The following is a 26871-nucleotide window of genomic DNA, read 5'->3' as shown; positions in this document are numbered from 1 at the left end:
ACACGGTTAACACGGCGCCTACGGCGGGGTCCAATCCGCCCCGTCGACCCACCAGCCGATGTAGGTCCAGCCCACCTGCAGCGCGATGAAGACGAGAACGAGCAGGATGCGGTACACCCGCGAGCGCGGCAGCGCGAGCGCGCCGAGCCCCGGCGCCAGAGGCATGAGCAGTCGGAACACGCTCGACTGCGGGAAGAACACCGCCAGCAGGTACGCGGCGTAGCTCACCAGCCAGAGTCGCAGGTCCACCCCCAGACGCCGTGCCGCCGGCGTCAGCAGGAAGATCGCGAACGCGGCGATCAGCACCAGCAGCAGGATCGCGCCGAGCCAGCCGGCGGCGCTGCCGGGGACCCCGTTCCAGCGCAGCCACCAGTCGGCCGCCTGGAACCAGGGCTGAAAGGGGATGAGATGGTCGCGCCCCACGTAGACGACGCGCCAGGCCAGTTCGGTGTCCAGGTACGCGGTCGGCGAGCCGGTCACGAGCGCCGCGATCCCCAGCCAGGCGAAGCCGAGCACAGCGCTCGCGAGCCCCGCGACGACCAGGCGGACGCGCTCCCGCACCGGGAAGGGGTCCCGCGCCCGGGTCACGAAGCGATGGATCGCGTGCAGCCCCAGCAGCATCGCGAACGCCAGCGCGCCCGGCCGGGTGAGCGCGAGCGTCGCGATCACGGGAATCGTGAGCAGGTAGCGGCGCTCGAGCAGCAGCAGGAGCGCCGCGAAGAGCAGGAAGAGCTGCATCGACTCGGCGTACGCCACTTGCAGGATTGGGCTGAGCGGCGCCACGCAGAACAGCACGGTCGCGAACAGCGCGCTCTCCGGGATCACCCGGTGCATCAGCCGGTTGAACACGAGCGCCGCCCCCGCCGCGAACGCGACCGACACGACAACCGCCAGCAACTCGAACGGCAGTCCGGTGAGAAGCATCAGCAGCCGCACCACGCCCGGATAGGCCGGCAGGAACGCCCAGGCGTTCTCCTCCACGAAGCCGGCGGCATCCAGCGGAAGCTCCGTGGGGTAGCCCACCACCGCGATGATGTAGTACCAGTGACCGTCCCAGATCTTGGCGAAGCTCAGGTAGTCGGGGGCGGCATCCGTCCACGGATTCGCGGGCTGCAGCGCCGCGAACACCAGCAGAATCGTGGTCGTCACCACGCGGGATGCGGCGAAGACCGCCAGCACCTGGGCCCACCACGGCACAGCGGCGAGCCGCATCGGCAGACTCAGTCGCGCGCCGTCAGCCATGCCCGCAGTCCGCGCTCGCAGCGCTCGATCTGCTCGACCGGAACCCGCTCGTCGTCGGCGTGCGCAAGGCTCGGGTCGCCGGGACCGTAGTTCACGGCAGGGATGCCGAGCGCCGAGAACCGGGCGACATCGGTCCAGCCGTACTTGGGCCGCGCCTCGCCGCCGACGGCCGCGAGGAAGCCCTGCGCGAGCGGGGCATCGAGGCCGGGACGCGCGCCCTCGGCCAGGTCGGCCACGGTCACCTCGAAGCCGTCGAACAGGGAGCGCACGCGCTCGACCGCCTCGGCGCCGGTGCGACTCGGCGCGAAGCGGTAGTTGACGTGCACGGTGCACTCGTCGGGGATCACGTTGCCCGCCACCCCGCCGGCGATCTTCACCGCGTTCATGCCCTCGCGGTAGTCGAGACCGTCCACCGTGACCGTCTCGGGCTCGAAGGCGGCGAGGCGAGCGAGGATCGGGGCGGCCGCGTGGATGGCGTTCTCGCCCATCCAGGCTCGCGCCGAATGGGCGCGGCGGCCGCGGGTGGTGACGTCGACGCGGAGGGTGCCGTTGCATCCGCCCTCCACCTCGCCGTTGGAGGGTTCGCCGAGGATCGCGAAGTCGGCCGCCAGCAGCTCCGGATGCGTGCGGGCGAGGCGAGCGAGACCGTTCAGCTCTGCCTCGACCTCCTCGTGGTCGTACCAGACCCAGGTCACGTCGACACTCGGGTCGGTCAGCTCGGCGGCGAGGACGAGCGCGATCGCGCATCCGCCCTTCATGTCGACGGTGCCGCGACCCCACAGCGTGCCGTCGTCGTCGAGGCGGCTCGGCAGGTTGCCGTTGACCGGCACCGTGTCGATGTGGCCGGCGATCACGGCGCGCTGCGCCCGTCCGCCGTTTGTGCGGGCGACGATCGCATCGCCGTCGCGGATCACCTCGAGGTGGGGCAGCGCCCGCAGCGCCGACTCGATCGCATCCGCAATCGCGGTCTCATTGCCCGACACCGACTCGAGGTCGACGAGGGCTCGGGTGACGGCGACGCTGCCGGCCGCAAGGTCGAGGGCGGGGGCGTCGGTCACCGCACCAGCCTACCGAGCCGCGCCCGATACCCTGGAGGCATGAGCACAGCATGGGGTCACGGACTCGCCACCATCACCGCCGACGGGACGATTCTGGACACCTGGTACGCCGCGCCGCACCTCGGCGCCGCACCGGCCGGGCTCGATCCGTACATCGCCCCGGCCGAGTTCGAGGACTGGATCGGGGAGGACGCGCGCCGCGGCGTGCGCCTCGACTACGTCGCCACGTCGGTCGACCTCGACGAGGCCCCGGCCTCCACCCCGGATGCCTACCTGCGCCTGCACCTGCTCTCGCACCTGCTGGTGACGCCGAACTCGCTGAACCTCGACGGGATCTTCGGACACCTCCCCATCGTCGCCTGGACGACCGCCGGCCCGATGCTGCCGAGCGAGTACGCGCGACGTCGCCCGCTGCTGCAGCGCGCGGGCATCTCGCTGCACGGCATCGACAAGTTCCCGCGCCTGGTCGACTACGTCGTCCCGGATCGCGTGCGCATCGCGGATGCCTCCCGCGTCCGCCTCGGAGCGCACCTCGCGCCCGGCACGACCGTCATGCACGAAGGATTCGTGAACTTCAACGCCGGCACGCTCGGCTCCTCGATGGTCGAGGGACGCGTCTCGCAGGGTGTCGTCGTCGGCGACGGCTCCGACATCGGCGGCGGCGCCTCGATCATGGGCACGCTCTCGGGCGGCGGCACGCAGCGCGTCGCGATCGGCGAGCGTGCGCTGCTCGGCGCGAACTCCGGCATCGGCATCTCGATCGGCGACGACTCCGTCGTCGAGGCGGGCCTCTATGTCACCGCGGGCACCAAGGTCACGGTGCTCGTCGCGGGCGAGGAGCCGCGCGTGGCGAAGGCCGTCGAGCTCTCCGGTCAGCCCGGGCTCCTCTTCCGCCGCAACTCGGTCACCGGCGCCGTCGAGGTGCTCCCCCGCACCGGCTTCGGCGTCACCCTCAACGAGCAGCTGCACGCCTAGCGCGCCTCCCCTCCGCGCCGCCGCGCGCCACGCCGCGCGCCGCATCCGGCCCCCCGGTTGACGAAATGCAGGAGATTCTTCGGGGACGTGCGGTGTCTTCGGGAGAGACATCTCTCCGGCCGACGTCTTCTCCTGCATTTCGTCGCTCGACGGGGGCGGGCGGCTCCTCCGCAGGCTGGCCTGCGCCACGCTGTTCACGGATGCGTCGCGCCTCCGCCCAGTGTGCCGCCTGCGGGCGCGAGCCTGGCGGCATGAACCTCGTGCGCGAAGTTGCACTGCGCGGCGGACTCGCCGCCACGCACGAGCTCCTTCGCGCCGGAGCCACGGCGCACTCGCTGCGGGCGGCGGTCGACGCCGGTTTGCTGATCCGCATCCGACAGGGGTGGTACGCGCTCCCGACCACGCCGCCGGCGCTGCAATCGGCCGTGCGAGTCGGCGGACGCGCGACGTGCGTCACGGCGGCGCGCGACCTCGGGCTCTGGGTGCTCGACACACCTGCGGTGCACGTCCGCATCCCCGCGCACGACGCGCGCCTGCGCGAACCGGACAACGCCCGCCAGCGCCTCGCGCCGGGCGACCCGAGCGTCTGCGGGCATTGGGGTGCGCGCGGCAGCGGCACCCGGTTTCGCCTCAACGCGCCCGACGCGCTGACCGACATGATCCGCTGCCAGCGCCCCGAGCGCACCGTCGCCGCGGCCGAGAGCGCGCTCCGCGCCGGACTCCTGACGAGTCGCGAGTGGGAGCGTCTCGTCACGTGCGCACCGGAGCGGCTGCGGACGCTGCTCGAGGACGTCGACCCGCGTACGGAGTCGATCATCGAGTCGATCACGCGGTTTCGACTTCGGCGACTCGGGTACGACCCGCTGCCGCAGGTCGAGATTCCCGGGGTGGGCCGGGTCGACCTCGTGATCGGGCGGGTCGTGATCGAGCTCGACGGCTGGGAGCATCATCGAAGCCGCGAGGCCTTCGAGAACGATCGACGGCGGGATGCCCTGCTCGCGGCCCTCGGCTATCGCGTCCTGCGCTTCAGCTACCGCGCCGTGATGCGGAACTGGGCTGAAGTGCACGGTGCGATCGCGGCTGCCGTGGCGGCCACGGTCTGAGGAGTCCCGGTCGGCTGGCTCCCCGCGAGCGAGCCGTTGCCTGGCCAGTAGTCGTGCGCGGACTCACGCCCCGCCGCTCCCGCGCTCCCGCTCCCGCCGCTCCCGTCGCTGCCGCCGCTCCCGCCGCTCCCGCCGCTCCCGCGACGAAATGCAGGAGATTTTTCGTCACGGCGGCGTGTTCGCGGGGCGTGGCATCCGCTCGACCGCAGGATCTCCTGCATTTCGTCAACGCGGGAGGGGTCCCGCGGGCGGGCCTGGGGCCACGGGCGGGAGGAGTCCCGGCGGCGGGGTGCCGCGGGCGGGCGGGCGCCGGCGGGCGCCGGCGGCCGGGGCTAGCGGCCGGTGGGCCAGGGGCGAGCCGGGGGGCCGACGTAGAGCTGCTGCGGGCGGCCGATCTTGGTCGCCGGGTCGTTGTTCGCCTCGCGCCAGTGGGCGATCCAGCCGGGGAGGCGGCCGATCGCGAACAGCACCGTGAACATCCGCGTCGGGAAGCCCATCGCCTTGTAGATGACGCCGGTGTAGAAGTCGACGTTGGGGTAGAGACGACGCTCCTGGAAGTAGGAGTCCTCGAGGGCGATCTGCTCCAGTTCCTTGGCGATGTCGAGCAGCGGATCCTTGACGCCGAGGTCGGCGAGCACCGCATCCGCGCTCTCCTTGACGAGCTTCGCGCGGGGGTCGTAGTTCTTGTAGACGCGGTGTCCGAAGCCCATCAGGCGGACGCCGTCCTCCTTGTTCTTGACGCGCTCGACGAAGCGGCGCGCACCGTCGCCGGAGTCGCGGATCTGCGCGAGCATCGTGAGCACGGCCTCGTTCGCTCCGCCGTGCAGCGGCCCGTACAGCGCGTTGATGCCGGCAGACACCGAGGCGAAGATGTTGGCTTCGGTCGAGCCGACGAGCCGCACCGTCGAGGTGGAGGCGTTCTGCTCGTGGTCTTCGTGCAGGATCAGCAGGCGGTCGAGCGCCTTCGAGAGCACCGGGTTGATCTCGTACGGCTCGGCGAGGTTGCCGAAGTTGAGCTTGAGGAAGTTGTCGACGAAGCTCAGCGAGTTGTCGGGGTAGAGGAACGCCTGGCCGAGGCTCTTCTTGTGTGCGTAGGCGGCGATCACCGGCAGCTTCGCCAGCAGTCGAACGATGTTGAGCTCGACCATCTCGGGGTCGTGCGGGTCGAGCGAGTCCTCGTAGTAGGTCGAGAGCGCCGACACCGCGGAGGACAGCACCGACATCGGGTGCGCGGTGTGCGGCAGCGCCGAGAAGAAGTGCTTGAGGTCTTCGTGGAGCAGCGTGTGGCGACGGATCCGCTCGGTGAAGTTGTCCAGCTCGACGGCCGTCGGAAGCTCGCCGTAGATGAGCAGCCAGGCCACCTCGAGGAAGGTCGAGTTCGCCGCGAGGTCTTCGATCGCGTAGCCGCGATAGCGCAGGATGCCCTCGTCACCATCAATGTAGGTGATCGAGCTCTTCGTCGACGCGGTGTTGACGAAGCCCTGGTCGAGCGAGGTCAGTCCGGTCTGCTTCGTGAAGCTCGACCAGTCGACGGCGTCGCGTCCGTCCACGGCACGCATCACGGGAAGTTCGGCGTTGATGTCACCAAACGTGAGCGAGATCTTGTCGGGGCCCCTAGTGACGTCATTCACTCTTACAGCCTAGGGGGTTCCGGCGGTAGCTCGCCTCTTGCCAGAAGCAGGCGTCATGTGTTGGAGGGACCCTCCAACGCTCTGCCCGGGATTACTTGGCGAGTCCCGCCAAACGCGCGACCGCGGCGTCGATCCGCTCGTCGGTCGCGGTCAACGAGATCCGCACAAACTCGTCTCCGGCGGGGCCGTAGAAGTCGCCGGGGGTGACGAGGATGCCCTGTGCGGCGAGCGCATCGACGCTGGCTCGACCGTGCTCACCGCGTGTCGCCCAGAGGTAGAGCCCCGCGTCGCTCCTGTCGATGCGGAACCCGGCGGCCTCGAGTGCCGGCAGCAGGCGGGCGCGGCGCGCGCGGTAGCGCTCGCGCTGCTCGGCGACGTGCGCCTCATCGCCGAGCGCGGCGATCATCGCCGCCTGCACGGGCGCCGGCGGCATGAGTCCCGCATGCTTGCGGGCCTCGAGCAGCTCCCCGATCAGGTCGCTGCAGCCGGCGACGAACGCGGCGCGGTACCCGGCGAGGTTGGACTGCTTGCTGAGCGAGTAGACGGAGAGCGTGAGCCGGCGCGAGTCGCCGATCACCCGACGGTCGAGGATGCACGGCGTCGGCTCGGAGCCGTCCCAGTTGAGCTCCGCGTAGCACTCGTCGTTGGCGATGACGGCGCCGAGCTCGCGGGCGCGTTCGACCGCGCGGCGCAGGACGTCGATCCCGTCGATGTGGCCGTCCGGGTTGCCGGGGCTGTTCAGCCAGACCAGTCGGGTCTCGGCGGGCCACTCGTCGGGGTCGTCGGACGCGAACGGCGTTGCCCCGGCGATGAGCGCCCCCACGGCGTAGGTCGGGTAGGCGATCGTCGGGTGCACGACGACGTCGCCCTCGCCGAGACCGAGCAGTGTGGGAAGCAGGGCGACGAGCTCTTTCGACCCGATGGTCGGCATGACGTTGGCGACCTCGACGTCGACGCCGCGGCGGCGCGCGTACCAGTCGACGATCGCCTCGCGCAGCGCCGGGGTGCCCGCCGTCTGCGGGTAGGCGTGCGCATCGGTGGCGTCGCGCAGCGCGTCGCGGATCACCTCGGGCGTCGGGTCGACGGGCGACCCGACCGACAGATCAACGATGCCGTCGGGATGCGCGCGCGCCCGCTCGGCGGCCGGCGCGAGGGAGTTCCACGGGAAGTCGGGAAGAGACAGCGCCATGGGCGCTCAGTGGGCCTGCGGCGGCAGCGCCGACACGACCGGGTGGTCGCCGGCGATCACACCGACCTTGGCGGCGCCTCCGGGCGAGCCGACCTCCTGGAAGAACTCGACGTTGGCCGTGTAGTAGTCCGACCACTTCTCGGGCAGGTCGTCTTCGTAGTAGATCGCCTCGACGGGGCAGACCGGCTCGCAGGCGCCGCAGTCGACGCACTCGTCGGGGTGGATGTACAGCATCCGGTCGCCCTCGTAGATGCAGTCGACAGGACACTCGTCGATGCAGGCACGGTCTTTGACATCGACACACGGGAGGGCAATCACGTAGGTCACCCGACCATTCTAGGGTCGCGGCGCCGCACCTTCTGTCGCGTGCACGATGCGGCGCGGCCGGGGCTTGGGCCAGGCGATGACGATGGCCGACATGAGCGCGGGCGCGAGCGCCCAGCCGTAGCCGAGTGCGTCGTCGACGATCAGCACTGAGCCGCCCGCCCCCGGCAGGGCCAGGAGCGCGGTGGCGAGCACGACCCCGAGGGCCGCCGCGGCGGCATGCAGCCGACCGCCCATCGCGAGCCGGAAGCCCGCGATGAGGGCCAGCACGATGGCGAACGCGAGCACGAGACCCCAGGGCGCGGAGAGCCGATGCGTGAAGGTGAGAATCGCGCCGACGGCGAAGCCGATCCCTCCGGCGAAGGCGACGCCGAGCACATCGAGCGCGATCGCCACCATGTGGAGGGCGCGCTGCGGCGGGTGCGCTGCGGTCACTCGCCGGTCCCGCGGGTCACGGTGTAGTTGGCGACGTAGCCGTTCGATTCGGTGTCTTCGGCGACGACGACCAGCACGTTGAGGTCGCCCTTCTGGTACAGCAGCGTTCCCGCGTCGCCCGCGATCTGGGCCTCGCCGCTCGACGTGAAGCCGGCGGCCTCCAGCTCGGCGGCGATCTGCTCCGTGGCGTTGCTGCCGACCTTGATCGTGACGTTCCAGATCTTCTCGGTGTCGCTGCCGAAGCCGGTGCCGAAGATCACCTCGCCGTCGACGAGCGGCACGTCGCTCGGGAAGTCGTCGGGCACGCTGCCGCCGGGCAGGTCGATGTCTCCCCCGGTGACGCCTTCGATGACGCCCTCCACGGGGTTCGGGATGAGTCCGCAGCCGGACAGCAGCATCGGCGTCGCGGTGACGAGGGCTGCGGCCAGCAGGAACGTGACGGTGCGCGAGGAACGGTGATTCGACATGGGGGTCTCACTCTCTCGGATTCCGCCTTCAGTGTACGACTGAACCCGATGACGCGACCCGGCGGTCTCGTTCCCCGCCGCGACCGGCGCTACTGCTTCTTGGAGCGCGAGAGGTTGCGCGCGCGCTGCGTGGCGTCGAGCTCGACCTTGCGGATGCGAACCACCTCGGGGGTGACCTCGACGCACTCGTCCTCACGGGCGAACTCGAGGCACTCCTCGAGCGTCAGCTTGCGCGAGGGGGTGAGCTTCTCGAAGGAGTCCGAGGTCGACGAACGCATGTTCGTGAGCTGCTTCTCCTTCGTGATGTTGACGTCCATGTCGTCGGCGCGCGAGTTCTCGCCGACGACCATGCCCTCGTAGACCTCCTGCGTCGGCTCGACGAAGAAGCTCATGCGCTCCTGCAGGGCGATCATCGCGAACGGCGTCGCGACACCCGAGCGGTCGGCCACGATCGAACCGTTGGTGCGGGTGTTGATCTGCCCGGCCCACGGCTCGTAGCCGTGCGAGATCGCGTTGGCGATGCCGGTGCCGCGCGTGATGGTGAGGAACTCGGTGCGGAACCCGATGAGTCCGCGCGAGGGAACGATGAACTCCATGCGCACCCAGCCGGTGCCGTGGTTGGACATCGACTCCATGCGGCCCTTGCGCGCCGCGAGCAGCTGCGTGATCGCACCGAGGTGCTCTTCCGGGGTGTCGATCGTGAGGTGCTCGAACGGCTCGTGCTTCTTGCCGTCGATCTCGCGGGTGACGACCTGGGGCTTGCCGACGGTGAGCTCGAAGCCCTCGCGGCGCATGTTCTCGACGAGGATCGCGAGCGCGAGCTCGCCGCGCCCCTGCACCTCCCAGGCATCCGGCTTGCCGATGTCGAGCACGCGGATGGAGACGTTACCGATCAGCTCGCGGTCGAGGCGGTCCTTGACCATGCGCGCCGTGAGCTTGTGTCCCTTGACCTTGCCGACGAACGGCGAGGTGTTGGTGCCGATCGTCATCGAGATCGCGGGGTCGTCGACCGTGATCGCGGGAAGCGGGCGGATGTCGTCGGGGTCGGCGATCGTCTCGCCGATCGTGATGTCTTCGATGCCGGCGACGGCGACGATGTCGCCCGCGTGGGCTTCCTCCGCGGGGTAGCGCTCGAGCGCGCGGGTCTTCAGCAGCTCGGTGATGCGCACGTTCTGGTGGCTGCCGTCGTGCTTGACCCAGGCGACCGTCTGGCCCTTCTTGAGGGTGCCGTTGAACACGCGCAGCAGGGCGATGCGGCCGAGGAACGGGCTCGCGTCGAGGTTGGTGACGTGGGCCTGCAGCGGGTGCTCGTCGTCGTACTCGGGCGCCGGCACGTGCTCCAGGATCGCCTCGAACAGCGGCTCGAGGTCGTCGTTGTCGGGCAGGGTGCCGTTCTCGGGCTTGTTGTGGCTGGCGGCACCGGCGCGGCCGGAGGCGTAGACGACGGGAACCTCGAGGATCGCGTCGAGGTCGAGGTCGGGCACCTCGTCGGCGAGGTCGCTCGCGAGGCCGAGCAGCAGGTCGTGGCTCTCCTCGACGACCTCGTCGATGCGCGCATCCGGGCGGTCGGTCTTGTTGACGGCGAGGATGACGGGGAGCTTGGCAGCGAGCGCCTTGCGCAGCACGAAGCGGGTCTGCGGCAGCGGGCCCTCGGAGGCGTCCACCAGCAGGACGACGCCGTCGACCATGCTGAGACCGCGCTCGACCTCACCGCCGAAGTCGGCGTGGCCGGGGGTGTCGATCACGTTGATCGTGATCGGACCGTCGGTCGCGAACTTGCCGTCGTAGCTGACGGCGGTGTTCTTGGCGAGGATCGTGATGCCCTTTTCGCGCTCGAGATCGTTCGAGTCCATGGCGCGGTCTTCGAGATGCTCGTGCGCGCTGAAGGAGTTGGTCTGACGCAGCATGGCGTCGACGAGCGTCGTCTTGCCGTGGTCGACGTGGGCGACGATCGCCACGTTGCGCAGATCGGAGCGGCGAACGGAAGCCATGGAAATACCTCAAAAAAGAATGTGGGGATGCGGCGCAGAAAGTGGCCAGCGTCCAGTTTAGGGGGCTGGACGCCACTCCCACGCGTTCCCGGCAATACCACGGGTGAACGGCGAGGGCGAAACCGACTCCACGGTGTCGCGCACGAGAGTCACGGTCGGGTAGCTGAACAGCGGAAGACCGTAGGCGTCCGACCAGAGTTCGGCGTCGATCCCGGCGAGCGCGGCGGCCCGCTCCTCGGCCGTCAGCGGGGTGCCGAGGAGGTCGATCAGGCGATCCACCTCGTCGTTCGCGTAGCGGTTGAGGTTGGCGATCGCGGAGTCGCTGCGGTACACCGTGCCGAGCGCATCCGCGCCGAGCGCCTGCGTGTCCCACGCGAACAGCGCGGCGTCGTAGGAACCGGCGGCACCGAGGGCGCTCTGCCAGTCGGCGCGCGAGCAGTCGCTCACGCGGAACCCGGCGCCGGCGGCGCTCTCGGCGATCAGGCCGACGGCGAGCTCGCGCCGCGCGTCGTTCGCGTCGAAGAGGATGCACACCCGCGGATCCGGCTGCCCGGCCTCGGCGAGCAGCCGCTTCGCCTCCTCCAGATCCGGTTCGGCGAAGCGGGTCGAGCCGTTGCCCGCCACGACCTCGACGTAGGCGGGAGCGGTCTCTCCGATCACGAACGACTGCAGCGGGGCCGCCTCGGGCGCGAACTCGCCGAGCATCTCGGAGATGATCGCCTCGCGCGGGATCGTCAGCAGGAACGCCTCGCGCACGAGCGGGTCGTCGAAGACCGCGTTGCGCGCGTCGTCGAACTGCAGGTCGAGATGCTCGACTCGGGTCTCGACGCCGTGCACGACGCGCACACCGTCGAGGTCGGCGAGCGCCTCGGCGGTGTCACCCAGTCGCGCCTGGGCGACGTCGAGCTCCCCCGAGCGCACCAGGTCGATCGCCTCGGCCGGATCGGCCACCACTCGCAGTCGCACCGTCTCGAAGGCCGGGCGCCGGTTGCCGTCGTATTCGGGGTTCACCCGCAGCGCGACCGCGTCCTCGGCGATCGCGTCGACGACGTACGGCCCGCTGGCCAGCCACAGGGACGCCGCAGGCAGCGTCGCGTCGTCGCTGCCGACCTCGACATCGAGCGCGGTGCTCCAGGCCTCGGCAAGGGCCGCAAGCGCGCGGCGGTCGCGCGTCAGGATCGCGTCAGAGACCGCCGCCTTGGCCTCGGCCGCGCTCGCCTCCGCGTCCAGGTCGAGCGCGACGCGCGCGAGCGCGTGCGCGGCCACACCTGGCGCGAGCACGGTCTGCCATTCGGGCAGATACCGATCGAAGTGGACGAACAGCACCTGTTCGCTGCCGAGCTGCGGTGTCTGCGTCGCGAACCGGATGCCGCCCGTCGCGGCACTGTCGAAGTCGGCACTGTCGAAGTCGACGCGAGCGGTCTGCTCGGCGTCGCCCTCCCGGTCGTCGCCCGCCTCCGGGTCGTCGAGCGCACCCGAGGTGGCCGCCCAGGACAGCAGCAGATCGACCGCATCCACGGCGACACCGTCCGACCACCGCACGCCGGCTGCGATCGTGTACTGCACGGTCAGCGGATCGAGCGCGAAGATCTCGGCGGTGCCGAACGACTCGTCGAGCACGAGTTCGCCGCGCGCATCGCGATAGCCGAACCCGGTCCCGGTGAGTTCGGCGACTTCGGCGCTGGTGCTCGAGGCGCGACCCGCCGTGCTCGCCGCGTTGAGCGAGGTCAGCGGCTCCGAGACCGCGATCGTCACCTCGCTGCCGCCGACCAGCCGTGACGGGGTGCAGGCCGAGAGCGCCAGCGCCGCGGCGAGGCAGGTCGCCGCCGCAATCCATCGTCGGATCGTCACCGGCGTCAGCCTACTCAGCCGTCACGGGGCGGCGACGATGGCCGTGTAGTCGAGCACCGCGCCCCACTCGTGCTCGACCCCGGTGACACCGGGGGCGTATCCGCTGCGGACCGTCGGCGACCAGATCGGCATGATCGGCACCGTCTCCCACAGCTCGTCCAGGGCCGCGACCGCGAACACGGTGGCCCGCTCGTCATCGCTCGCGGTCGCCGCCTGCGCGATCCGCTGTCGGATGCTCGCCGAGGTCAACGATCGGGGGAGCACGGCGGACAGGGCAGCCCCCAGGGAGCCGGTGTCGACGGTGGTGGTGCGCAGCGTGAACGCGGTGAGCGGCTCATCCGAGTCGCCGAGCGCCGCGGCGAGCTCCTCCGAGCTCTCGAACACGACGATCTGGATGTCGAGGTTGAGCACGGCGTCGAACCGCTCCCCGATCTCGGTGGCGAGCCGGACGTCCGGCGTCCCCGCCACGACCGCGATCGTCAGCGCGCCCTCCCAGTCCGAGTAGTCGTTGGCCTGACGCCACAGCGAGCGAGCCAGCTCGTCGTTGGCGCGATCGGTCCACGCTTCCGCGCCGCCGCCCATGCCGAAGCCGACCGGCACGAAGCTGAGCGCCGGTTCGGCGGCCCCGGCCGTCAGGTCGCGCACCAGGATCGCGCGGTCGATGGTGTGGGAGAGGGCGGCCCGCCGCAGGATGCCCTCCTCGCCGGCGAGGTTGCCGGCCGAGCGCGGCGGCACCAGCGAGACGAGGGTCGGGAGGGCCGCCTCGCTGACCCGCCCCTGCAGGAGCGAGGAGAGCGACCCGTCGGTGCGGTCGGGAAGCTCATCGACGACATCGATCTCGCCGGCGAGCAGCTCGGCGAACGCGATCGTGGAGGTGCGATAGAACCGGAACGAGACGCCGGAGTTCTCCACGGTGCGGGTGCCGCTGTAGTGCGGATTCAGGATCAGGTCGAGTCGATCGCCCGGCACCCAGGCGTCGGCGTCGGCCAGCATGTACGGACCTGCCCCGGCCGGCGCCGACTCGAAGCCGGCGGGGTCCTGGAACGCCGTGTCGGGCAACGGCAGGAACAGCGGCTGCGCGAGTCGGCGCGCGAAGGCGGCGTCCGGTTCCTCCAGGGTCACCGCGAAGGTCGCGTCGTCGAGGATCTCGAGCGCGCCCGACTCGACGAGGTCCAGCTGCGTCTCCTCGACGTCGTCCGCCTCCTCCGAGCCGATGCTGCTCACGAAGCCGGCGACGCCCGCGAAGTCGGCGAACCCGGTCGGCTCGGAGAGCGCGTCGCCGGACCGCGCCCGCTCGCGCCACGCCTCCACGAACGAGGCGGCGGTCAGCGGCTCGCCGTTGCTGAACCGCGCCCCCGGGTCGAGCGTCACGACGAAGTGCATGTTGTCGGAGCTCTCGATCGATTCGGCGAGCTCCAGCACCGGCGCCCCGTTCGCCTCCAACCGCACCAGCCCGGAGGCGATGGCGGGAAGGATCCGCTGCACCGCCGGATCCGTCGCGTACTCGGGCGTGATGGGCGATCCCGGCTCGCTGACCGCGATCGAGACCACGCTGTCGGGGTCCGCCTCGCCCGGCAGGCTGGCCGGACCGCACGCCGCGGTCGCCACGAGCACGGCGAACGCCGTCGTGATCGTGGCCGCCGCCCTCACCCGTGCTCGCATCCCGCCCAGCATAGCCAGGCGAGATGAGAGGAGGTCAGCCTTGCAGACGCTGCTCGCGTCGCTCGCGCTGCGCCTCCGGATCCGGCAGCGGCACCGCCGAGATCAGGCGCTGCGTGTACGGGTCCTTCGGACTGCGGAGCACCTCGGAGCTCGTCCCGACCTCGACGATGCGCCCGCGGTGCATCACCGCGATGCGGTCGGCGAGCAGGTCGACGACGCCGAGGTCGTGGCTGATGAAGAGCGTCGCGAACTGCTGCTCGCGCTGGATCTCCTGCAGCAGCTCGAGCACGCGGGCCTGCACCGAGACGTCGAGCGCACTGGTCGGCTCGTCGGCGACGAGCACGCGCGGCTTCAGGGCGAGCGCGCGGGCGATGCCGACGCGCTGACGCTGGCCGCCGGAGAGCTCGTGCGGGAAGCGGTTGCGGTAGTTCCGGGGCAGGTGCACGAGCTCCAGCAGGTCCTCGACGCGCTTGTCGACGACCTTCTGGTCCTTCTCCCCCGCCAGCACCAGCGGCTCGCCGATCGACTGGCCGATGGGCCAGCGCGGGTTGAGCGACGATCCGGGATCCTGGAACACGATGCCGAGGCTGCGACGCACCTCGCGCAGGTCGTTCCGCGAGATGCCGACCATGTTGTGGCCGTCCACCGACAGCTCACCCGAGTGCGAGGGCACGAGGCCCACGACGGCGCGGCCGATGGTGGTCTTGCCCGACCCGGATTCGCCGACGAGGGCGAGAACCTCACCCGGGTAGATGTCGAGCGTGGCGCCTTCGACGGCGCGGAACGCGGGCACGCGGCCGCGCTTCGGGTACTCGATCACCAGGTCGCGCATCGACAGCACCGGCTTCACCGAGGCGTCGCGCTGCGCGACGCTGACGGCGGGGCCCTCGGCGGCGAGCTTCGGAACGGCGGCGAGAAGCTCCTGCGTGTATTCGACCTGCGGGTCGCGGAAGACCTGCATCGCGGTGCCGGACTCGACGACCTCGCCGTCCTTCATCACGATCATCTTGTCGGCGAGGTCGGCCACCACACCCATGTCGTGCGTGATCAGGATGATCGCCGAGTTGAGCCGCGTGTGCAGGTTGCGGAGCAGGTCGAGGATCTCGGCCTGCACCGTCACGTCGAGAGCCGTGGTCGGCTCGTCGGCGATGAGCAGCAGCGGGTCGCACGAGATCGACTGCGCGATCATCGCGCGCTGGCGCTGGCCGCCGGAGAGCTGATGCGGGTAGGAGTCGAAGGCCTTCTGCGGGTCCGGCAGCTCCACCATCTCCAGCAGCTCCAGGGCGCGCTCGCGCGCCTGCGCCTTCGAGAGGTTGGTGTGCACCTGCAGCGCCTCGATGATCTGGAACCCGATCGTGTAGACGGGGTTCAAAGCCGTCATCGGCTCCTGGAAGATCACCGCGATGCGGTTGCCGCGCACCTTGCGCAGGGTCTGCAGGTCGGCCCCGATGAGCTCCTGCCCGGCGAGCTTGGCGCTGCCGAGCGCGCGCCCGTTGTCGGGCAGCAGCCCGAGGATCGCCATCGAGCTGGTGCTCTTGCCGGAGCCGGACTCGCCGACGATGGCGAGCACCTCTCCGGGGCTGAGCGAGTAGTCCATGTCGCGCGCGGCGGACACCCACTCGCCGTCGACCCAGAAGTCGACGCCGAGTCCGGAGACCTCGAGGATGGGGGCGGCCGGATCGGTCGCTGTCGTGCTCACAGTCGTGCTCGGCTCTCTGTGCTGGTGCGAGATGGAATCATGGGGGTGTGTCGACTCACGTCATCGCCCCGGTGTGGGGCAAGGTCCTGACCGTGGTCATTGCGGCCCTCGCCGCACTGTCGCTGGTCAGCATCGCGCTCGGACCGGCGCCCGTCGATGCGGCGCGTCTCGCGCCGACGCTGGGGCTCATCGCGCTGGCGACGTGGGCGATCTACTGGCGCCCCCTCGTGCGCATCGACGACAGCGGCGTCACCGTGCGCAACGTGCTGCGCACCTTCACCGTGCCGTGGAGCGCGATCGACCAGGTCGAGACGCGCTTCGCGTTCACTCTCGTGGCCGACGGCGTTCGCATCGTCGCCTGGGCGGCGCCCGCTCCGGGCCGACTCGCCGCGATGCGGGTGGGACGCGAGGACCTGAGGCATCTGCCCGAGGGAACGCACGTCGACGGCATGGCGCGCCCCGGCGACAGCGCCGGCAGCGACTCGGGAGCCGCCGCCTACCTGGTTCGCACGGAACTGGCGCGGCGCGCCGAACTCGGCCTGCCCGCGGAGGGCGCGCGCGTCGAGCGCCGCTGGCACCTGGGAACGATCGCGGCGTTCGCGGCCCTCGGCGTCGCGGCGTTCGTCGCGACGACGCTCACGTAGCGCGGTCACGAGTCGTCCCGCGGCGGGTTCCGTCGGTCGCGTTCCTCGGCCTCCGAGCGCAGCTCCTCACCGGAGTCGCCGATGCCGGCCCCGCCAGCCGTGCCGCCGCCGACGGCGGCCGTGCGCACGGCCGTCGACGAGGCGAGCGCCCGCGCCTTGCGCGTGAGCGCGCGCTTCTGGCGCGGGTCGAAGGCGTCGCGCAGACCGTCGCCGATGAAGTTGATCGTGAGCGCGATCGCCACGATGATCAGGCCCGGCCACCAGAACAGCCACGGGCGCGTCTTGAACGCCTCCTGGTACTCGGTGATGATCTGCCCCAGCGACACGTCGGGCGACTTGATGCCGAAGCCGAGGTAGCTGAGCGAGGTCTCGAGCAGGATCGCAGCGCTCATCAGCAGCGTCGTGTTGACGATGATGACGCCGACCGCGTTCGGCAGGATGTGGCGGAAGATGATCCGCGCATCCGATGCCCCGGCGACGCGCGCCGCGTCCACGAACTCGCGCTCGCGGAGCGACAGGAACTCGGCGCGAACCAGTCGCGCCAGGCCCGGCCAGGCGATCAGGCCGAGCAGGATCGCCAGCAGGATCGCGTTGCCGCCGATCGTGCGGCCGAGAACGGCGCCGAGCACGAGCAGCGGAATGATGATGATGACGTCGGTGAAGCGCATCAGGAGCTGGTCGGCCCAGCGGCGGAAGTAGCCCGAGATCGCCCCAACCAGGATGCCGATGATCGTCGAGAGCAGACCGACGATGACGGTGACCGTCAGCGACTGCTGGGTGCCGCGCATCACGCGAGCGAAGACGTCCTTGCCGAGCGTGTCCTGGCCGAACGGGTGCTCGCCGATGTGGAACGGGAAGAGCGTGAGCGTCGGGCTGCCGCCGTTGACGATCGGGTAGTTGGTGTACCAATCGGCCCACCACCAGCCCGCGAGTCGAACGCCGTCGACGACCTGCCGGCCGGTATCCGGGTCGACGATCAGTCGACCCGAGCCGCCGACGACGGTGCCGACCGAACTGAAGGCGAAGAGGGTGATGAAGATCAGCACGCCGAGCGAGATGACGGCGCCGCGGTGGTGCAGGAACCGCCGGCGAACGATCGTGCCCTGACTGAGCCCCGCGGTTTCGCGCTGCTCGATCGTCATCTCGTTCGCCGCGGCGTCCGCGGTGGGGTTCGTGTTCGTCATGATCAGCTCACTCGAATCCGGGGGTCAAGGGCCGAGTACACGAGGTCGGCGAGGATGTTCGCGACCACCACCAGGATTCCGGTGATGAGGAAGAAGCCCATCACCAGGTTCACATCCGTGTGCGTCAGTCCGTTGATGAAGAGGGTTCCCATCGCCTGCCAGCCGAAGATCCGCTCGGTGATGACGGCGCCGCCGATGAGCGAACCGAAGTCGAGCACGACGATCGTCGTGATCGGGATCAGCGCGTTGCGGAAGGCGTGCCGCAGCACGACCACGCGCTCGCTGAGGCCCTTGGCCCGCGCGGTGCGCACGTAGTCCTGGTTCATCACCTCGAGCAGGCTCGCGCGTGCGTAGCGCGTGTAGCCGGCGAACGAGATGAGCGTCAGCGCCAGGGTCGGCAGGACGAGGTGGGCGATCAGGTCGAGCGCGTCGATCCAAATGTCGCCCTTCAGGTTCGGGGTGGTGGCCCCGATCGTGGGAATGATGCCGTTGGACAGCGGGATCTTGTTGCTGTACTCGTCGAAGACCAGCAGGATCCGGTCGAGGATCAGCACGAGTCCGACGACGCCACCGGTGATGCCAGCCCAGCGTGCGAGCGTGGCCCGGTTCTCGCCACCGAACACAAGGCCGAACGCAATGCCGATCGCGATGCTCGCCAGCAGCGTGATCGGGATGATCCAGACGACCTCGCGCATGCTGAAGAACAGGAACTGCAGCGGGTACCAGAGGCCGATCAGCACGGCGACGGTGCCGAACACGGCGATCAGGTAGGGGCGCTGGCGGAGACCGCCCGCGGCCAGCAGCACGATCGCGGCGGTGCCCACGCCGAGGATGACGAGTCCGATGATGCCGATCGACGGCTGCGAGAACCATCCGGTGGCCAGCAGGATGCCGAAGATCCCGCCCGACACGAGGCCCGCGACGACAAACGTCGTCGCGCGACGCCGCACCGCTCCGCCGATGACGGCCTGCCAGATGAGCCCGCCGACGGCGCCGAACGCGATCACGCCGAGGATGGGGACCGCGGGGTCGGACATGAACTGGTTGACCCGGATCGCGCCCCACTCCTTGAGCAGCACCGCGACCCAGAAGACGGGAAGCGAGTAGAGCACGAAGGTGATGAAGGTGATCGTGTAGTCGAAGCCGCTGTACTGACGCAGCGCCGAGACCATGCCGACGGCGATGCCGAGGATGATCGCGATGAAGGTCGCGGCGGTGACCAGCGACAGCGTCGCCGGGACGGCCGCCGCGAGAGCCGCGGTGACCTCCTGGTTGGTCACGTAGGACTGCCCGAGGTCGCACTGACCGATGAAGCAGCCGCCGACCCCGGCCAGCCAGCTGAAGTAGCGCAGCGGGACCGGAGTCTCAAGATTCAGCTCGCGAATGCGCTCGGCGATGAGCTCTTCGCGGTTGGGGTCGCGCGAGCCGATGAGATCGGCGAGCGGGTTGCCCGAGTAGGCCGTCAGCAGGTAGACGACGAAGGAGGCGGCGAGAAGGACGAGGAACGTCGCGAGCGTGCGCCGGAGCACGAAGGTCAGCATGCGCCGACCATGATCTGGGGAGTCATATCTTCTGGTTCTTTGTGTCAAGGTCCGGTCGTGTCGCGCACGACGCGACCGGAGTTCCGGACGTGTGCGCGCGTCGGGGCTGACGCCTCAACGCGCGCACACGGATTCGGTCAACACCGGTGGGAAGACGGCGTGGCCGCCTTCCCACCGGCTAGGGATGATCCCTACGCGTCGGCCGGAGCCCACTCCCAGAAGTTCCAGAAGTAGTCCGGGCTGAGCGGGTTGCCCTTGACACCGGTGACGGTGTCGCTCGAGACCCAGAGACCCGGGAACTGGTAGAGCGTGGCGCCGTAGGCGTCGCCCCACAGCTCCTGCTCGATCTGCAGCTGCAGGTCGGCCTGAGTGTCGGGGTCCGAGGTGACCTCGAGCGTCGCGAGGAGCTCGTCCACCGTCGGGTTGCAGTAGCCGTTGTAGTTACCGGCCTTGTTGAGCGGCTCGTCGTAGCACGCGAAGATCTGGTCGGAACCAGAGATCGCGAGGCTCGTCGAGGCCCAGGCGAAGACGACCACGTCGTGCGGGTTCACGGGGAACGCCTCGGGGTCGGTGAACGCCCAGTCGGGCTCGCTCGTGTCGATCACGTTGAAGCCGGCGAGGGCCGCGGAGGCCTGCGCGAGCTCGAACTCCTGGCCACGACGGACGTTGCCCTCGGGGTACCAGAAGTTGACGTCGATCGGGGTGTCGACACCGGCCTGCTCGAGGAGAGCCTTGGCCGCGTCGATGTCGGTCGCCGCGTAGAAGTCCGAGCCGTTCTCGGCGACGATTCCGTCGTACGACGGGGCGCCGGGGATGACGAGCTGCGAGTTGCGAACCGACGCGTCGGGGTTGAGCGGCGAGATGATCTTCTCGACGATCTCGTCACGCGGGAGGGTCAGCAGGAACGCCTGGCGCACCAGCTTCGCGGTCTCCTCGTCTCCACCGTAGGTCGCCGCGTCGAACGGGCCGCCGTTGTTGAAGGTGAGGTCGATGTGCTCGTACGCAGCCTGGACGCCGGACTCGACGTTGACGCCGTCGAGACCCTGAGCGAGCTCGAGGATGTCGGCGGTCGGCTGGCCGGTCCAGATCTGGATGTCGCCGTTCTCGAGGGCCTGCAGCGCCGCGGTCGAGTCACTGATCGTGCGGATCGTGATCGTCTCGTAGTGCGGCGACGGGCCCCAGCTGAACTCGGGGTTGGCCGTCAGAGTGATGAACTCGTTCTCGGCGATGTCCGAGACGATGTACGGGCCGCTCGACAGGTAGAGCAGCTCGTTGTCGGGCATCGTGGTGTAGCCGTAGCCGTTGTTCCACACCTCGACGACGGGGGCGAGCCACTCGGTGTCGCCCTCCTGGATCGCCGTGATGAGGTCCGCCTTGGCCGCGTCCTCTTCACCCGCGGGGTACTCGTCGGGGTAGGCGAGCATCACGGTGCCGTGAGCCGAGACGCCCATGCCGAACGCGAGCTCCCAGTCGACGTACGCGTCATCGTAGACGAGCGTCATCTTGTGGTCGTCGATCTCCGGCGTCGCCGTTACGAGCGAGAGCCCGGCGGTCGAGGCGGGAGCGAAGTCGGTCACGTTGCCCGAGAGCGCCGCCCACTGGAGGAGCATGTCGGCCTCGTCGACGTCGGTGCCGTCGGACCACTTCACGTTGCTGTTGATCGTGTACTCGACGGTCAGCGGGTCATCGCTGATCTTCTCGAAGGAGCCGAAGTCGGTGTTGCGGACGAGCTCCGGAGTCGCGTCGTAGTACGCGAAGTCCGAGCTGGTCATGTACCGGACGTTGCCGTTCGCGGTGTTGTTGCCCGCGGAGCTGTCGTCGTTGTAGTTGAAGAAGTTGTCGTTGTACGCGACGGTGATCGAGGTGCCCTCGATGACCTCCGACGTATACGGGTTGGTGCAGCCGCTCAGTACGAGCGCACCCGCCGCAACGACAGCGCCGATGGCGGCTGTCTTCCGAATATTCATGCATATCCTCCTGGCAATGTGACGGCGTGACGCAGGAGGACCCCCCGCGCCGCGCCCAGATAACTACCGACCCTATGGACGTGGAGTGAGCGGCGCAAAATCTTTGGGAGGAATCGTTACATAGCGGAAACGGAAACGATGATTCTTTGCGTTCAATGCAGAAATCCGCATAGAACTCCCGCCAGGTGCACGATAGTTGTCCGCTACCCGGGAGGACGCCCAGAAATCCTCGCCGGAGCCGCTTAGCATGGGGCTGATGAACTCGGGCACGCCATCGACAGCCGCGCAGCACGACCTGCTCATTTTCGACGGGGACTGCGCCTTCTGCACGCTGTGGGTCAACCGCCTCCGCGACTGGCTGCCGGCATTTCCCGAGGCGCAGCCCTCGCAGTGGACCGATCTGTCTGCGTACGCGCTCAGCGACGACGATGTTGCGCGGTACGCCTGGTACGTGACGCCGCGTCGCCAGTACGCGGGACACCTCGCCCTGTCGGCGCTGCTGCGGCGCCAGCCGCGGTTCGGACTGCGACTCCTCGGCTGGCTGATCGCCACGCCGCCGTGGTCGTGGCTGGCCGCCGCCGGCTACGCCTTCGTCGCCCGATTCCGCCACGTCCTGCCCGGCGGCACCCCGGCGTGCGCGATGCCGCGTGACTGAGGCTGCCCTCCGCGGTGGCAGGGTCAGCGAACCCGGCCGCGCGCGGATCCGCTGGGAGATCGCCATCGTGCTCGGCCTCTCCCTCGGGCAGTCGGCCGTCTACTCCATCGTCGCGATTCTCAACCGGCTCACCCTCGAGGTGCCGCTCGCGGAGCAGACGGCGACCCTCAACCCCTCGCGCAGCACCCGTGAGATCTTCGACCTGATCTACCAGCTGCTGTCGATCGGCTTCGCCCTGGTGCCGGTCGTCCTCGTCGGATTCCTGCTGTGGAGCTCGCAGCGGCCGCACCTCGGCCGGCTCGGGATCGACGGGACGCGGCCGGCCCGCGACGTGCTGTGGGGCGCCGCTCTCGCGCTCGGCATCGGGATTCCCGGCATCGGCGTCTATCTCGCCGGGCGCGCGCTCGGGCTGAGCGTCGCGGTCGACCCGAGCGGCCTCAACGCCTACTGGTGGACGATCCCCGTGCTGCTGCTGTCGGCGCTGCGCGCCGCGCTGCAGGAGGAGGTCATCGTGCTCGGCTACCTGTTCGCCCGGCTCGGCGATCTGGCCTGGCGACGCTGGACCATCATCGTCAGCGCCGCCCTCCTGCGCGGCAGCTACCACCTCTACCAGGGCATCGGTGCCTTCCTCGGGAACGTGGCGATGGGCATCCTGTTCGGCTGGATCTACTCGCGCACCCGCCGCGTCGTGCCGTTCATCGTCGCGCACCTGCTGCTCGACGCCGCGATCTTCGTCGGCTACCCGTGGGCGGCCGCCGCATTCCCCGAGCTGTTCGGCCTGCCCGGCTAGGCGAACGCCTCCACGGGCGGGCACGCGCACACCAGGTTGCGGTCGCCGTAGGCCTGGTCGATGCGCCGCACCGGCGGCCAGTACTTGCGGTGCACGAGCTCGGGCACCGGGTACACGGCCTGCTCGCGACTGTACGGCCGCTCCCACTCCCCCGCGATCACCGCGTGGGCGGTGTGCGGCGCGCGCACCAGCGGGTTATCGTCGCGCGGCCAGTCCCCGGCCGCAACGGCATCCGCCTCCGCCTTGATCTGGATCATCGCGTCGACGAAGCGGTCCAGCTCGGCCAGGTCCTCGCTCTCCGTCGGCTCCACCATGAGGGTGCCTGCCACCGGGAACGACATCGTCGGCGCGTGGAAGCCGTAGTCGATCAGGCGCTTGGCCACGTCGTCCACCGTCACCCCGGTCGCCTCGCGCAGCGGCCGCAGGTCGAGGATGCACTCGTGCGCCACCAGGCCGTGCTCGCCCGCGTAGAGCACCGGGAAGTGCTCGCGCAGGCGCGCGGCCACGTAGTTGGCGGCGAGCACCGCGGCACCGGTGGCCCGCTGCAGGCCGTCGGCGCCCATCATGCGCACGTACGCCCACGAGATCGGCAGGATGCTCGGGCTGCCGTAGGGCGCCGCGCTCACGATGTTCGCGTGCTCGGGCAGTGCGGCGCCGTCGCGCCCGGCGACCACGTCGCGCTGCTGCATCGGATGCGACGGCAGGAACTCGGCCAGGTGCGCCTTCGCCGCGACCGGCCCCACGCCCGGTCCGCCGCCACCGTGCGGGATGCAGAACGTCTTGTGCAGGTTGAGGTGGCTCACATCGCCGCCGAGGTCGCCGAAGCGCGCGTAGCCGAGCAGCGCGTTGAGGTTGGCCCCGTCGATGTAGACCTGGCCGCCCGCCGCATGCACGGCGGAGGTGATCTCGCGGATGTCGTGCTCGTAGACGCCGTGCGTCGACGGGTACGTGATCATGAGCGCGGCGAGGTCGTTCGCGTGCTCGGTCACCTTGGCCCGCAGATCGTCGAGGTCGACGTTGCCGAGCGCGTCGCAGGCGACCACGACGACGCGCATGCCCGCGAGCACCGCGCTCGCCGCGTTCGTGCCGTGCGCGCTCGACGGGATCAGGCAGACGGCGCGCTGCGCCTCACCGCGCGAGCGGTGATAGCCGCGGATCGCCAGCAGCCCGGCCAGCTCACCCTGCGAGCCGGCGTTCGGCTGCAGCGACACCGCGTCGTAGCCGGTCACCTCGGCCAGCCAGTCCTGCAGCTGCTCGATCAGCTCCAGGTAGCCGAGCACATCCGACTCGGGCGCGAAGGGGTGCAGCCCGGCGAACTCGGGCCAGGTGACCGCCGCCATCTCGGTCGCTGCGTTGAGCTTCATCGTGCACGAGCCGAGCGGGATCATGCCGCGGTCGAGCGCGTAGTCCTTGTCGGCCAGATACTTGAGGTAGCGCATCATGCCCGTCTCCGAGCGGTGCGTGTGGAAGACCGGATGCGTCAGATACTCCGACTGCCGGTGCAGCTCCGGCTGAATGCTGCGGTGCACCGGCTTGAAGCCGACCGTCGGGGCGGCGTCGCCGAGGATGGCGGCGAGCACCGCATCCAGGTCGTCGGGCGTCGTCGTCTCGTCGCAGGTGACGTGCACGATGTCGCCATCGACCTGCCAGAGCAGCACGTCGCGCTCGGCGGCGGCCGCGACCACCTCGGCGGCGCGACCGGGCAGGCGCACGCGCACGGTGTCGAAGAAGGAGTCGTGCACCAGCTCGGCACCGCCCGCGAGCAGCGCGTCGGCGAGCAGGTTCGCCTGGCGGTTCGTCTCGTGGGCGATCCGCTTGAGCCCGCCGGGCCCGTGGTAGACGGCGTACATCGAGGCCATCACCGCCAGCAGCACCTGGGCGGTGCAGATGTTCGAGGTCGCCTTCTCGCGGCGGATGTGCTGCTCGCGCGTCTGCAGCGACAGGCGGTAGGCGGGGTACCCGGCCGCGTCCTGCGAGACGCCGACGAGGCGGCCCGGCAGCTGGCGCTCGAGGCCTGCGCGCACGGCCATGAAGCCGGCGTGCGGGCCGCCGAAGCCCATCGGCACGCCGAAGCGCTGGCTGGAGCCGACCGCGACATCGGCGCCGAACTCTCCGGGGGCGGTCACCAGGGTGAGGGCAAGCAGGTCGGTCGCGGCGACGACGAGGGCCCCGCGCTCGTGGGCGGCGGCGGCGAGCTCGGTCGGGTCCCAGATCAGGCCCGAGGCACCCGGGTACTGCACGAAGACGCCGAAGCAGTCGGGGAGGTCGACGGGGGCTGGTCTCGATACGCCCTGCGGGCTACTCGACCGGCTCGGGGTGTGCGGGCTGCTCGACCGGCTCAGGTCGAGGGTGACGAGCTCGATGCCGACGGCCTCGGCACGGTGCGCCAGCAACGCACGCGTCTGCGGCAGCGCATCCGCGTCGACGACGAACACGTTCGAGCTGGAGCCGGAGGCACGGCGCGCGAGCAGCATGCCCTCGACGACCGCCGTCGCCTCATCGAGCATCGACGCGTTCGCGGTGGCGAGACCGGTCAGGTCGGCGACCATCGTCTGGAAGTTGATGAGCGCCTCGAGGCGCCCCTGCGAGATCTCCGGCTGATACGGCGTGTACGCGGTGTACCAGCTGGGGTTCTCGAGCACGTTGCGCTGGATCACCGCGGGTGTGATCGTGTCGACGTAGCCGAGCCCGATCATCGAGCGCCGCACCCGGTTGCGGCCAGCCAGCACCCGCAGCTCGGCGAGCGCCTCGCGCTCGGTCGCGGCGACGGGCAGGGAGCTCGCGCGCACGTCGCCCGAGCCCGGTCCGTGCTCGGCCACCCGGATGGCGGAGGGCACCGCCGCATCCATCAGCGCCTCGACCGAGTCGAAGCCGACCGCCCCGAGCATGGTCTTCTGAGCAGCCGAATCGGTGCCGATGTGACGATCGGCGAAGAGCTCCCGCATGGTGTCCTATTCGTTCGTGAGCGCGGCGTACTCGTCCGCACTGAGCAGGGTCGGCAGCGCCGTGAAGCGCACCTTGATCAGCCACGCGCCGAGCGCATCGGCATTGACGAGCGACGGGTCGTCGACGACGGCCTGGTTCGACTCGACGACCTCGCCGTCGACCGGGGCGAACAGCTCCCCCACCGACTTGGTCGACTCGATCTCGCCGACGACGGTGCCCGCCGCCACGCTCGCGCCCGCCGCGGGCAGGTCGACGTAGACGACGTCGCCGAGCTTGTCGGCGGCGTACGGCGTGATCCCCACGGTCGCGACGTCGCCGTCGACCGAGATCCACTCGTGCTCGGCGGTGTACTGCAGTTCGCTCATGATCGTGACTCTCTCCGGTAGAAGGGCAGGGCGACGACGGTCGCGGGAATGCGACTGCCGCGGACATCGAGTTCAAGTTCGGTGCCGACGGCCGAGGCGGCGGGGTCGACGTACGCCATCGCGATCGGGTGGCCGAGCGTCGGCGACAGCGCCCCGCTCGTCACCTCGCCGACCGGCGCGTCGCCGTGCAGCACGGCATAGCCCGCACGCGCGGCGCGCTTGCCCTCGGCGGTGAGGCCGACCAGGACGCGGGCGCCCTCGGGCGCACCGGCCTCGAGCGCGGCGCGGCCGACGAAGTCGGCGGTCTTGGTCTTCGGCAGCCCGACGCGCGCCAGGCCCGCCTGCGCGGGCCGGATCTCGGTGCCCAGCTCGTGGCCGTAGAGCGGCATGCCGGCCTCGAGCCGCAGCGTGTCGCGCGCGGCGAGACCGCACGGCACCAGGCCGTGCTCGGCGCCGGCCGCGCTCAGCGCATCCCAGAGCGTCGCCGCCCGGGCCGCCTCGACGTACAGCTCGAAGCCGTCCTCACCGGTGTAGCCGGTGCGCGCCACCAGCACCGCGGACCCCTGGAACGACATGCCCATGCAGGCGTAGTAGGGCAGCTCGTCGAGCGTGTGACCCATGGCCCACTCCTCGCGGTGCTCAAGCCCCGCGGTCGCCTCGAGGATGGCGCGCGAGTTCGGACCCTGCACGGCGATCAGGGCGAGCGCCTCCGTCAGGTCGGTCACGACCGCCTCGAAGCCTTGGATGCGCTCGGCGAGCGCCGCCGCGACGACGTCGTGGTTGCCCGCATTCGCGACCACGAGGTACTCGCCGGGGGCGTTCTGGTAGACGATCAGGTCGTCGAGGATCCCGCCGTCCTCGGCCAGGATCATGGTGTACTTGGCGCGCGAGAGCGGGATCGCGCTGGCGTCGACGCACAGCGCCGCGTCGAGGAAGGCGGCGGCCTGCGGCCCGGCCACCATGAACTCGGCCATGTGCGAGATGTCGAAGATGCCCGCCGCGCCGCGCACCGCGTGATGCTCGGCCAGGTCGGAGCTGTAGCGCACGGGCATCTGCCACCCGGCGAAGTCGGTGAAGCTCGCGCCGAGAGCGCGATGCGTCGCATCGAGGGGCGAGAGTCGATCGGTCACGGAGTTCTCCTGAGCACGGCGG

22 protein-coding genes are annotated in these 26871 nt (G+C 70.1%); 5 read left to right on the top strand and 17 right to left on the bottom strand.

The features are described 5' to 3' along the window. Positions 1–18 precede the first annotated feature (18 nt). Together ACR3ZA_RS11155 and dapE are read right to left on the bottom strand one after the other, a co-directional pair. The gene (locus ACR3ZA_RS11155) at positions 19–1242 is read right to left on the bottom strand and encodes a hypothetical protein (RefSeq protein ID WP_473662025.1); all 1224 of its coding nucleotides are present in this window, start codon (positions 1240–1242) and stop codon (positions 19–21) included. Then, positions 1221–2300 (bottom strand): succinyl-diaminopimelate desuccinylase, encoded by a 1080-nt coding sequence (gene dapE / locus ACR3ZA_RS11150; RefSeq protein WP_473662024.1) that lies wholly within the window; start codon positions 2298–2300, stop codon positions 1221–1223. Before dapE ends, ACR3ZA_RS11155 begins: the two co-directional genes overlap by 22 nt. A 39-nt stretch (positions 2301–2339) precedes the next feature. Here dapE and dapD point away from each other — a divergent pair, with 39 nt between their 5' ends. Both dapD and ACR3ZA_RS11140 read left to right on the top strand, forming a co-directional pair. Then, on the top strand, positions 2340–3275 hold the full coding sequence (gene dapD / locus ACR3ZA_RS11145; protein WP_473662023.1) for a 2,3,4,5-tetrahydropyridine-2,6-dicarboxylate N-succinyltransferase: 936 nt from the start codon (positions 2340–2342) through the stop codon (positions 3273–3275). A 251-nt stretch (positions 3276–3526) separates the two neighbouring features. Next, positions 3527–4378 carry a DUF559 domain-containing protein gene (locus ACR3ZA_RS11140; protein ID WP_473662022.1) on the top strand — a complete coding sequence of 284 codons (852 nt, stop codon included), beginning with the start codon at positions 3527–3529 and terminating at the stop codon, positions 4376–4378. A 332-nt stretch (positions 4379–4710) separates the two neighbouring features. On the opposite strand, the gene ACR3ZA_RS11135 is transcribed toward ACR3ZA_RS11140, so the two are convergent. From ACR3ZA_RS11135 to ACR3ZA_RS11095, 9 genes are all read right to left on the bottom strand, one after another. Next, positions 4711–5937, bottom strand: a complete 1227-nt coding sequence (locus tag ACR3ZA_RS11135; RefSeq protein ID WP_473662239.1) for a citrate synthase — start codon at positions 5935–5937, stop codon at positions 4711–4713. Between the two features lie 163 nt (positions 5938–6100). After that, positions 6101–7198: a succinyldiaminopimelate transaminase gene (gene dapC, locus ACR3ZA_RS11130; protein ID WP_473662021.1), complete on the bottom strand. Its 1098-nt coding sequence runs from the start codon at positions 7196–7198 to the stop codon at positions 6101–6103. Between the two features lie 6 nt (positions 7199–7204). Beyond that, a complete protein-coding gene (gene fdxA / locus ACR3ZA_RS11125) occupies positions 7205–7525 on the bottom strand; it encodes a ferredoxin (RefSeq protein ID WP_473554782.1) in 321 nt (106 codons plus the stop codon). 9 nt (positions 7526–7534) lie between these two features. Next, complete coding sequence (locus ACR3ZA_RS11120; protein ID WP_473662020.1) at positions 7535–7957, bottom strand: hypothetical protein; 423 nt, start codon at positions 7955–7957, stop codon at positions 7535–7537. Further along, positions 7954–8424 (bottom strand): hypothetical protein, encoded by a 471-nt coding sequence (locus ACR3ZA_RS11115; protein WP_473662019.1) that lies wholly within the window; start codon positions 8422–8424, stop codon positions 7954–7956. The genes ACR3ZA_RS11120 and ACR3ZA_RS11115 overlap by 4 nt, the downstream gene beginning before the upstream one ends. A gap of 89 nt (positions 8425–8513) precedes the next feature. Next, complete coding sequence (typA, locus tag ACR3ZA_RS11110) at positions 8514–10415, bottom strand: translational GTPase TypA (RefSeq protein ID WP_473662018.1); 1902 nt, start codon at positions 10413–10415, stop codon at positions 8514–8516. A 57-nt stretch (positions 10416–10472) separates the two neighbouring features. After that, on the bottom strand, positions 10473–12266 hold the full coding sequence (locus ACR3ZA_RS11105) for an ABC transporter substrate-binding protein (RefSeq protein ID WP_473662017.1): 1794 nt from the start codon (positions 12264–12266) through the stop codon (positions 10473–10475). Between the two features lie 21 nt (positions 12267–12287). Then, entirely contained in the window at positions 12288–13928 is a 1641-nt protein-coding gene (locus ACR3ZA_RS11100) for an ABC transporter substrate-binding protein (protein ID WP_473662016.1), read from the bottom strand. A 34-nt stretch (positions 13929–13962) separates the two neighbouring features. Further along, the gene (locus ACR3ZA_RS11095; RefSeq protein ID WP_473662015.1) at positions 13963–15627 is read right to left on the bottom strand and encodes a dipeptide ABC transporter ATP-binding protein; all 1665 of its coding nucleotides are present in this window, start codon (positions 15625–15627) and stop codon (positions 13963–13965) included. A gap of 47 nt (positions 15628–15674) precedes the next feature. Here ACR3ZA_RS11095 and ACR3ZA_RS11090 point away from each other — a divergent pair, with 47 nt between their 5' ends. Beyond that, complete coding sequence (locus tag ACR3ZA_RS11090) at positions 15675–16271, top strand: PH domain-containing protein (RefSeq protein ID WP_473662014.1); 597 nt, start codon at positions 15675–15677, stop codon at positions 16269–16271. 5 nt (positions 16272–16276) lie between these two features. Here the strand turns inward: ACR3ZA_RS11090 and ACR3ZA_RS11085 are convergent, their stop codons facing one another. From ACR3ZA_RS11085 to ACR3ZA_RS11075, 3 genes are all read right to left on the bottom strand, one after another. Beyond that, a complete protein-coding gene (locus tag ACR3ZA_RS11085) occupies positions 16277–17455 on the bottom strand; it encodes an ABC transporter permease subunit (RefSeq protein ID WP_473662013.1) in 1179 nt (392 codons plus the stop codon). A 2-nt stretch (positions 17456–17457) separates the two neighbouring features. After that, the gene (locus ACR3ZA_RS11080) at positions 17458–18996 is read right to left on the bottom strand and encodes an ABC transporter permease subunit (protein WP_473662012.1); all 1539 of its coding nucleotides are present in this window, start codon (positions 18994–18996) and stop codon (positions 17458–17460) included. A 191-nt stretch (positions 18997–19187) separates the two neighbouring features. Further along, a complete protein-coding gene (locus ACR3ZA_RS11075; protein WP_473662011.1) occupies positions 19188–20963 on the bottom strand; it encodes an ABC transporter substrate-binding protein in 1776 nt (591 codons plus the stop codon). Between the two features lie 256 nt (positions 20964–21219). Here ACR3ZA_RS11075 and ACR3ZA_RS11070 point away from each other — a divergent pair, with 256 nt between their 5' ends. Then, positions 21220–21618 carry a DCC1-like thiol-disulfide oxidoreductase family protein gene (locus tag ACR3ZA_RS11070; RefSeq protein ID WP_473662010.1) on the top strand — a complete coding sequence of 133 codons (399 nt, stop codon included), beginning with the start codon at positions 21220–21222 and terminating at the stop codon, positions 21616–21618. Next, positions 21611–22408, top strand: a complete 798-nt coding sequence (locus tag ACR3ZA_RS11065) for a CPBP family glutamic-type intramembrane protease (RefSeq protein ID WP_473662009.1) — start codon at positions 21611–21613, stop codon at positions 22406–22408. The genes ACR3ZA_RS11070 and ACR3ZA_RS11065 overlap by 8 nt, the downstream gene beginning before the upstream one ends. Here the strand turns inward: ACR3ZA_RS11065 and gcvP are convergent. The 3 genes from gcvP to gcvT are packed head-to-tail and all read right to left on the bottom strand — an operon-like array spanning position 22405 to position 26849. Then, positions 22405–25353 (bottom strand): aminomethyl-transferring glycine dehydrogenase, encoded by a 2949-nt coding sequence (gene gcvP / locus ACR3ZA_RS11060; RefSeq protein WP_473662008.1) that lies wholly within the window; start codon positions 25351–25353, stop codon positions 22405–22407. The two genes, ACR3ZA_RS11065 and gcvP, sit on opposite strands and share 4 nt — an antisense overlap. A gap of 6 nt (positions 25354–25359) precedes the next feature. Further along, complete coding sequence (gene gcvH / locus ACR3ZA_RS11055) at positions 25360–25719, bottom strand: glycine cleavage system protein GcvH (protein WP_473662007.1); 360 nt, start codon at positions 25717–25719, stop codon at positions 25360–25362. Then, entirely contained in the window at positions 25716–26849 is a 1134-nt protein-coding gene (gene gcvT, locus ACR3ZA_RS11050; RefSeq protein WP_473662006.1) for a glycine cleavage system aminomethyltransferase GcvT, read from the bottom strand. The genes gcvH and gcvT overlap by 4 nt, the downstream gene beginning before the upstream one ends. Positions 26850–26871: the final 22 nt, after the last annotated feature.

This window comes from Herbiconiux sp. J20-20, assembly GCF_057365085.1.
Note: the sequence above shows the minus strand (reverse complement) of the source record. Positions and strands in the feature narration are given on the sequence as shown.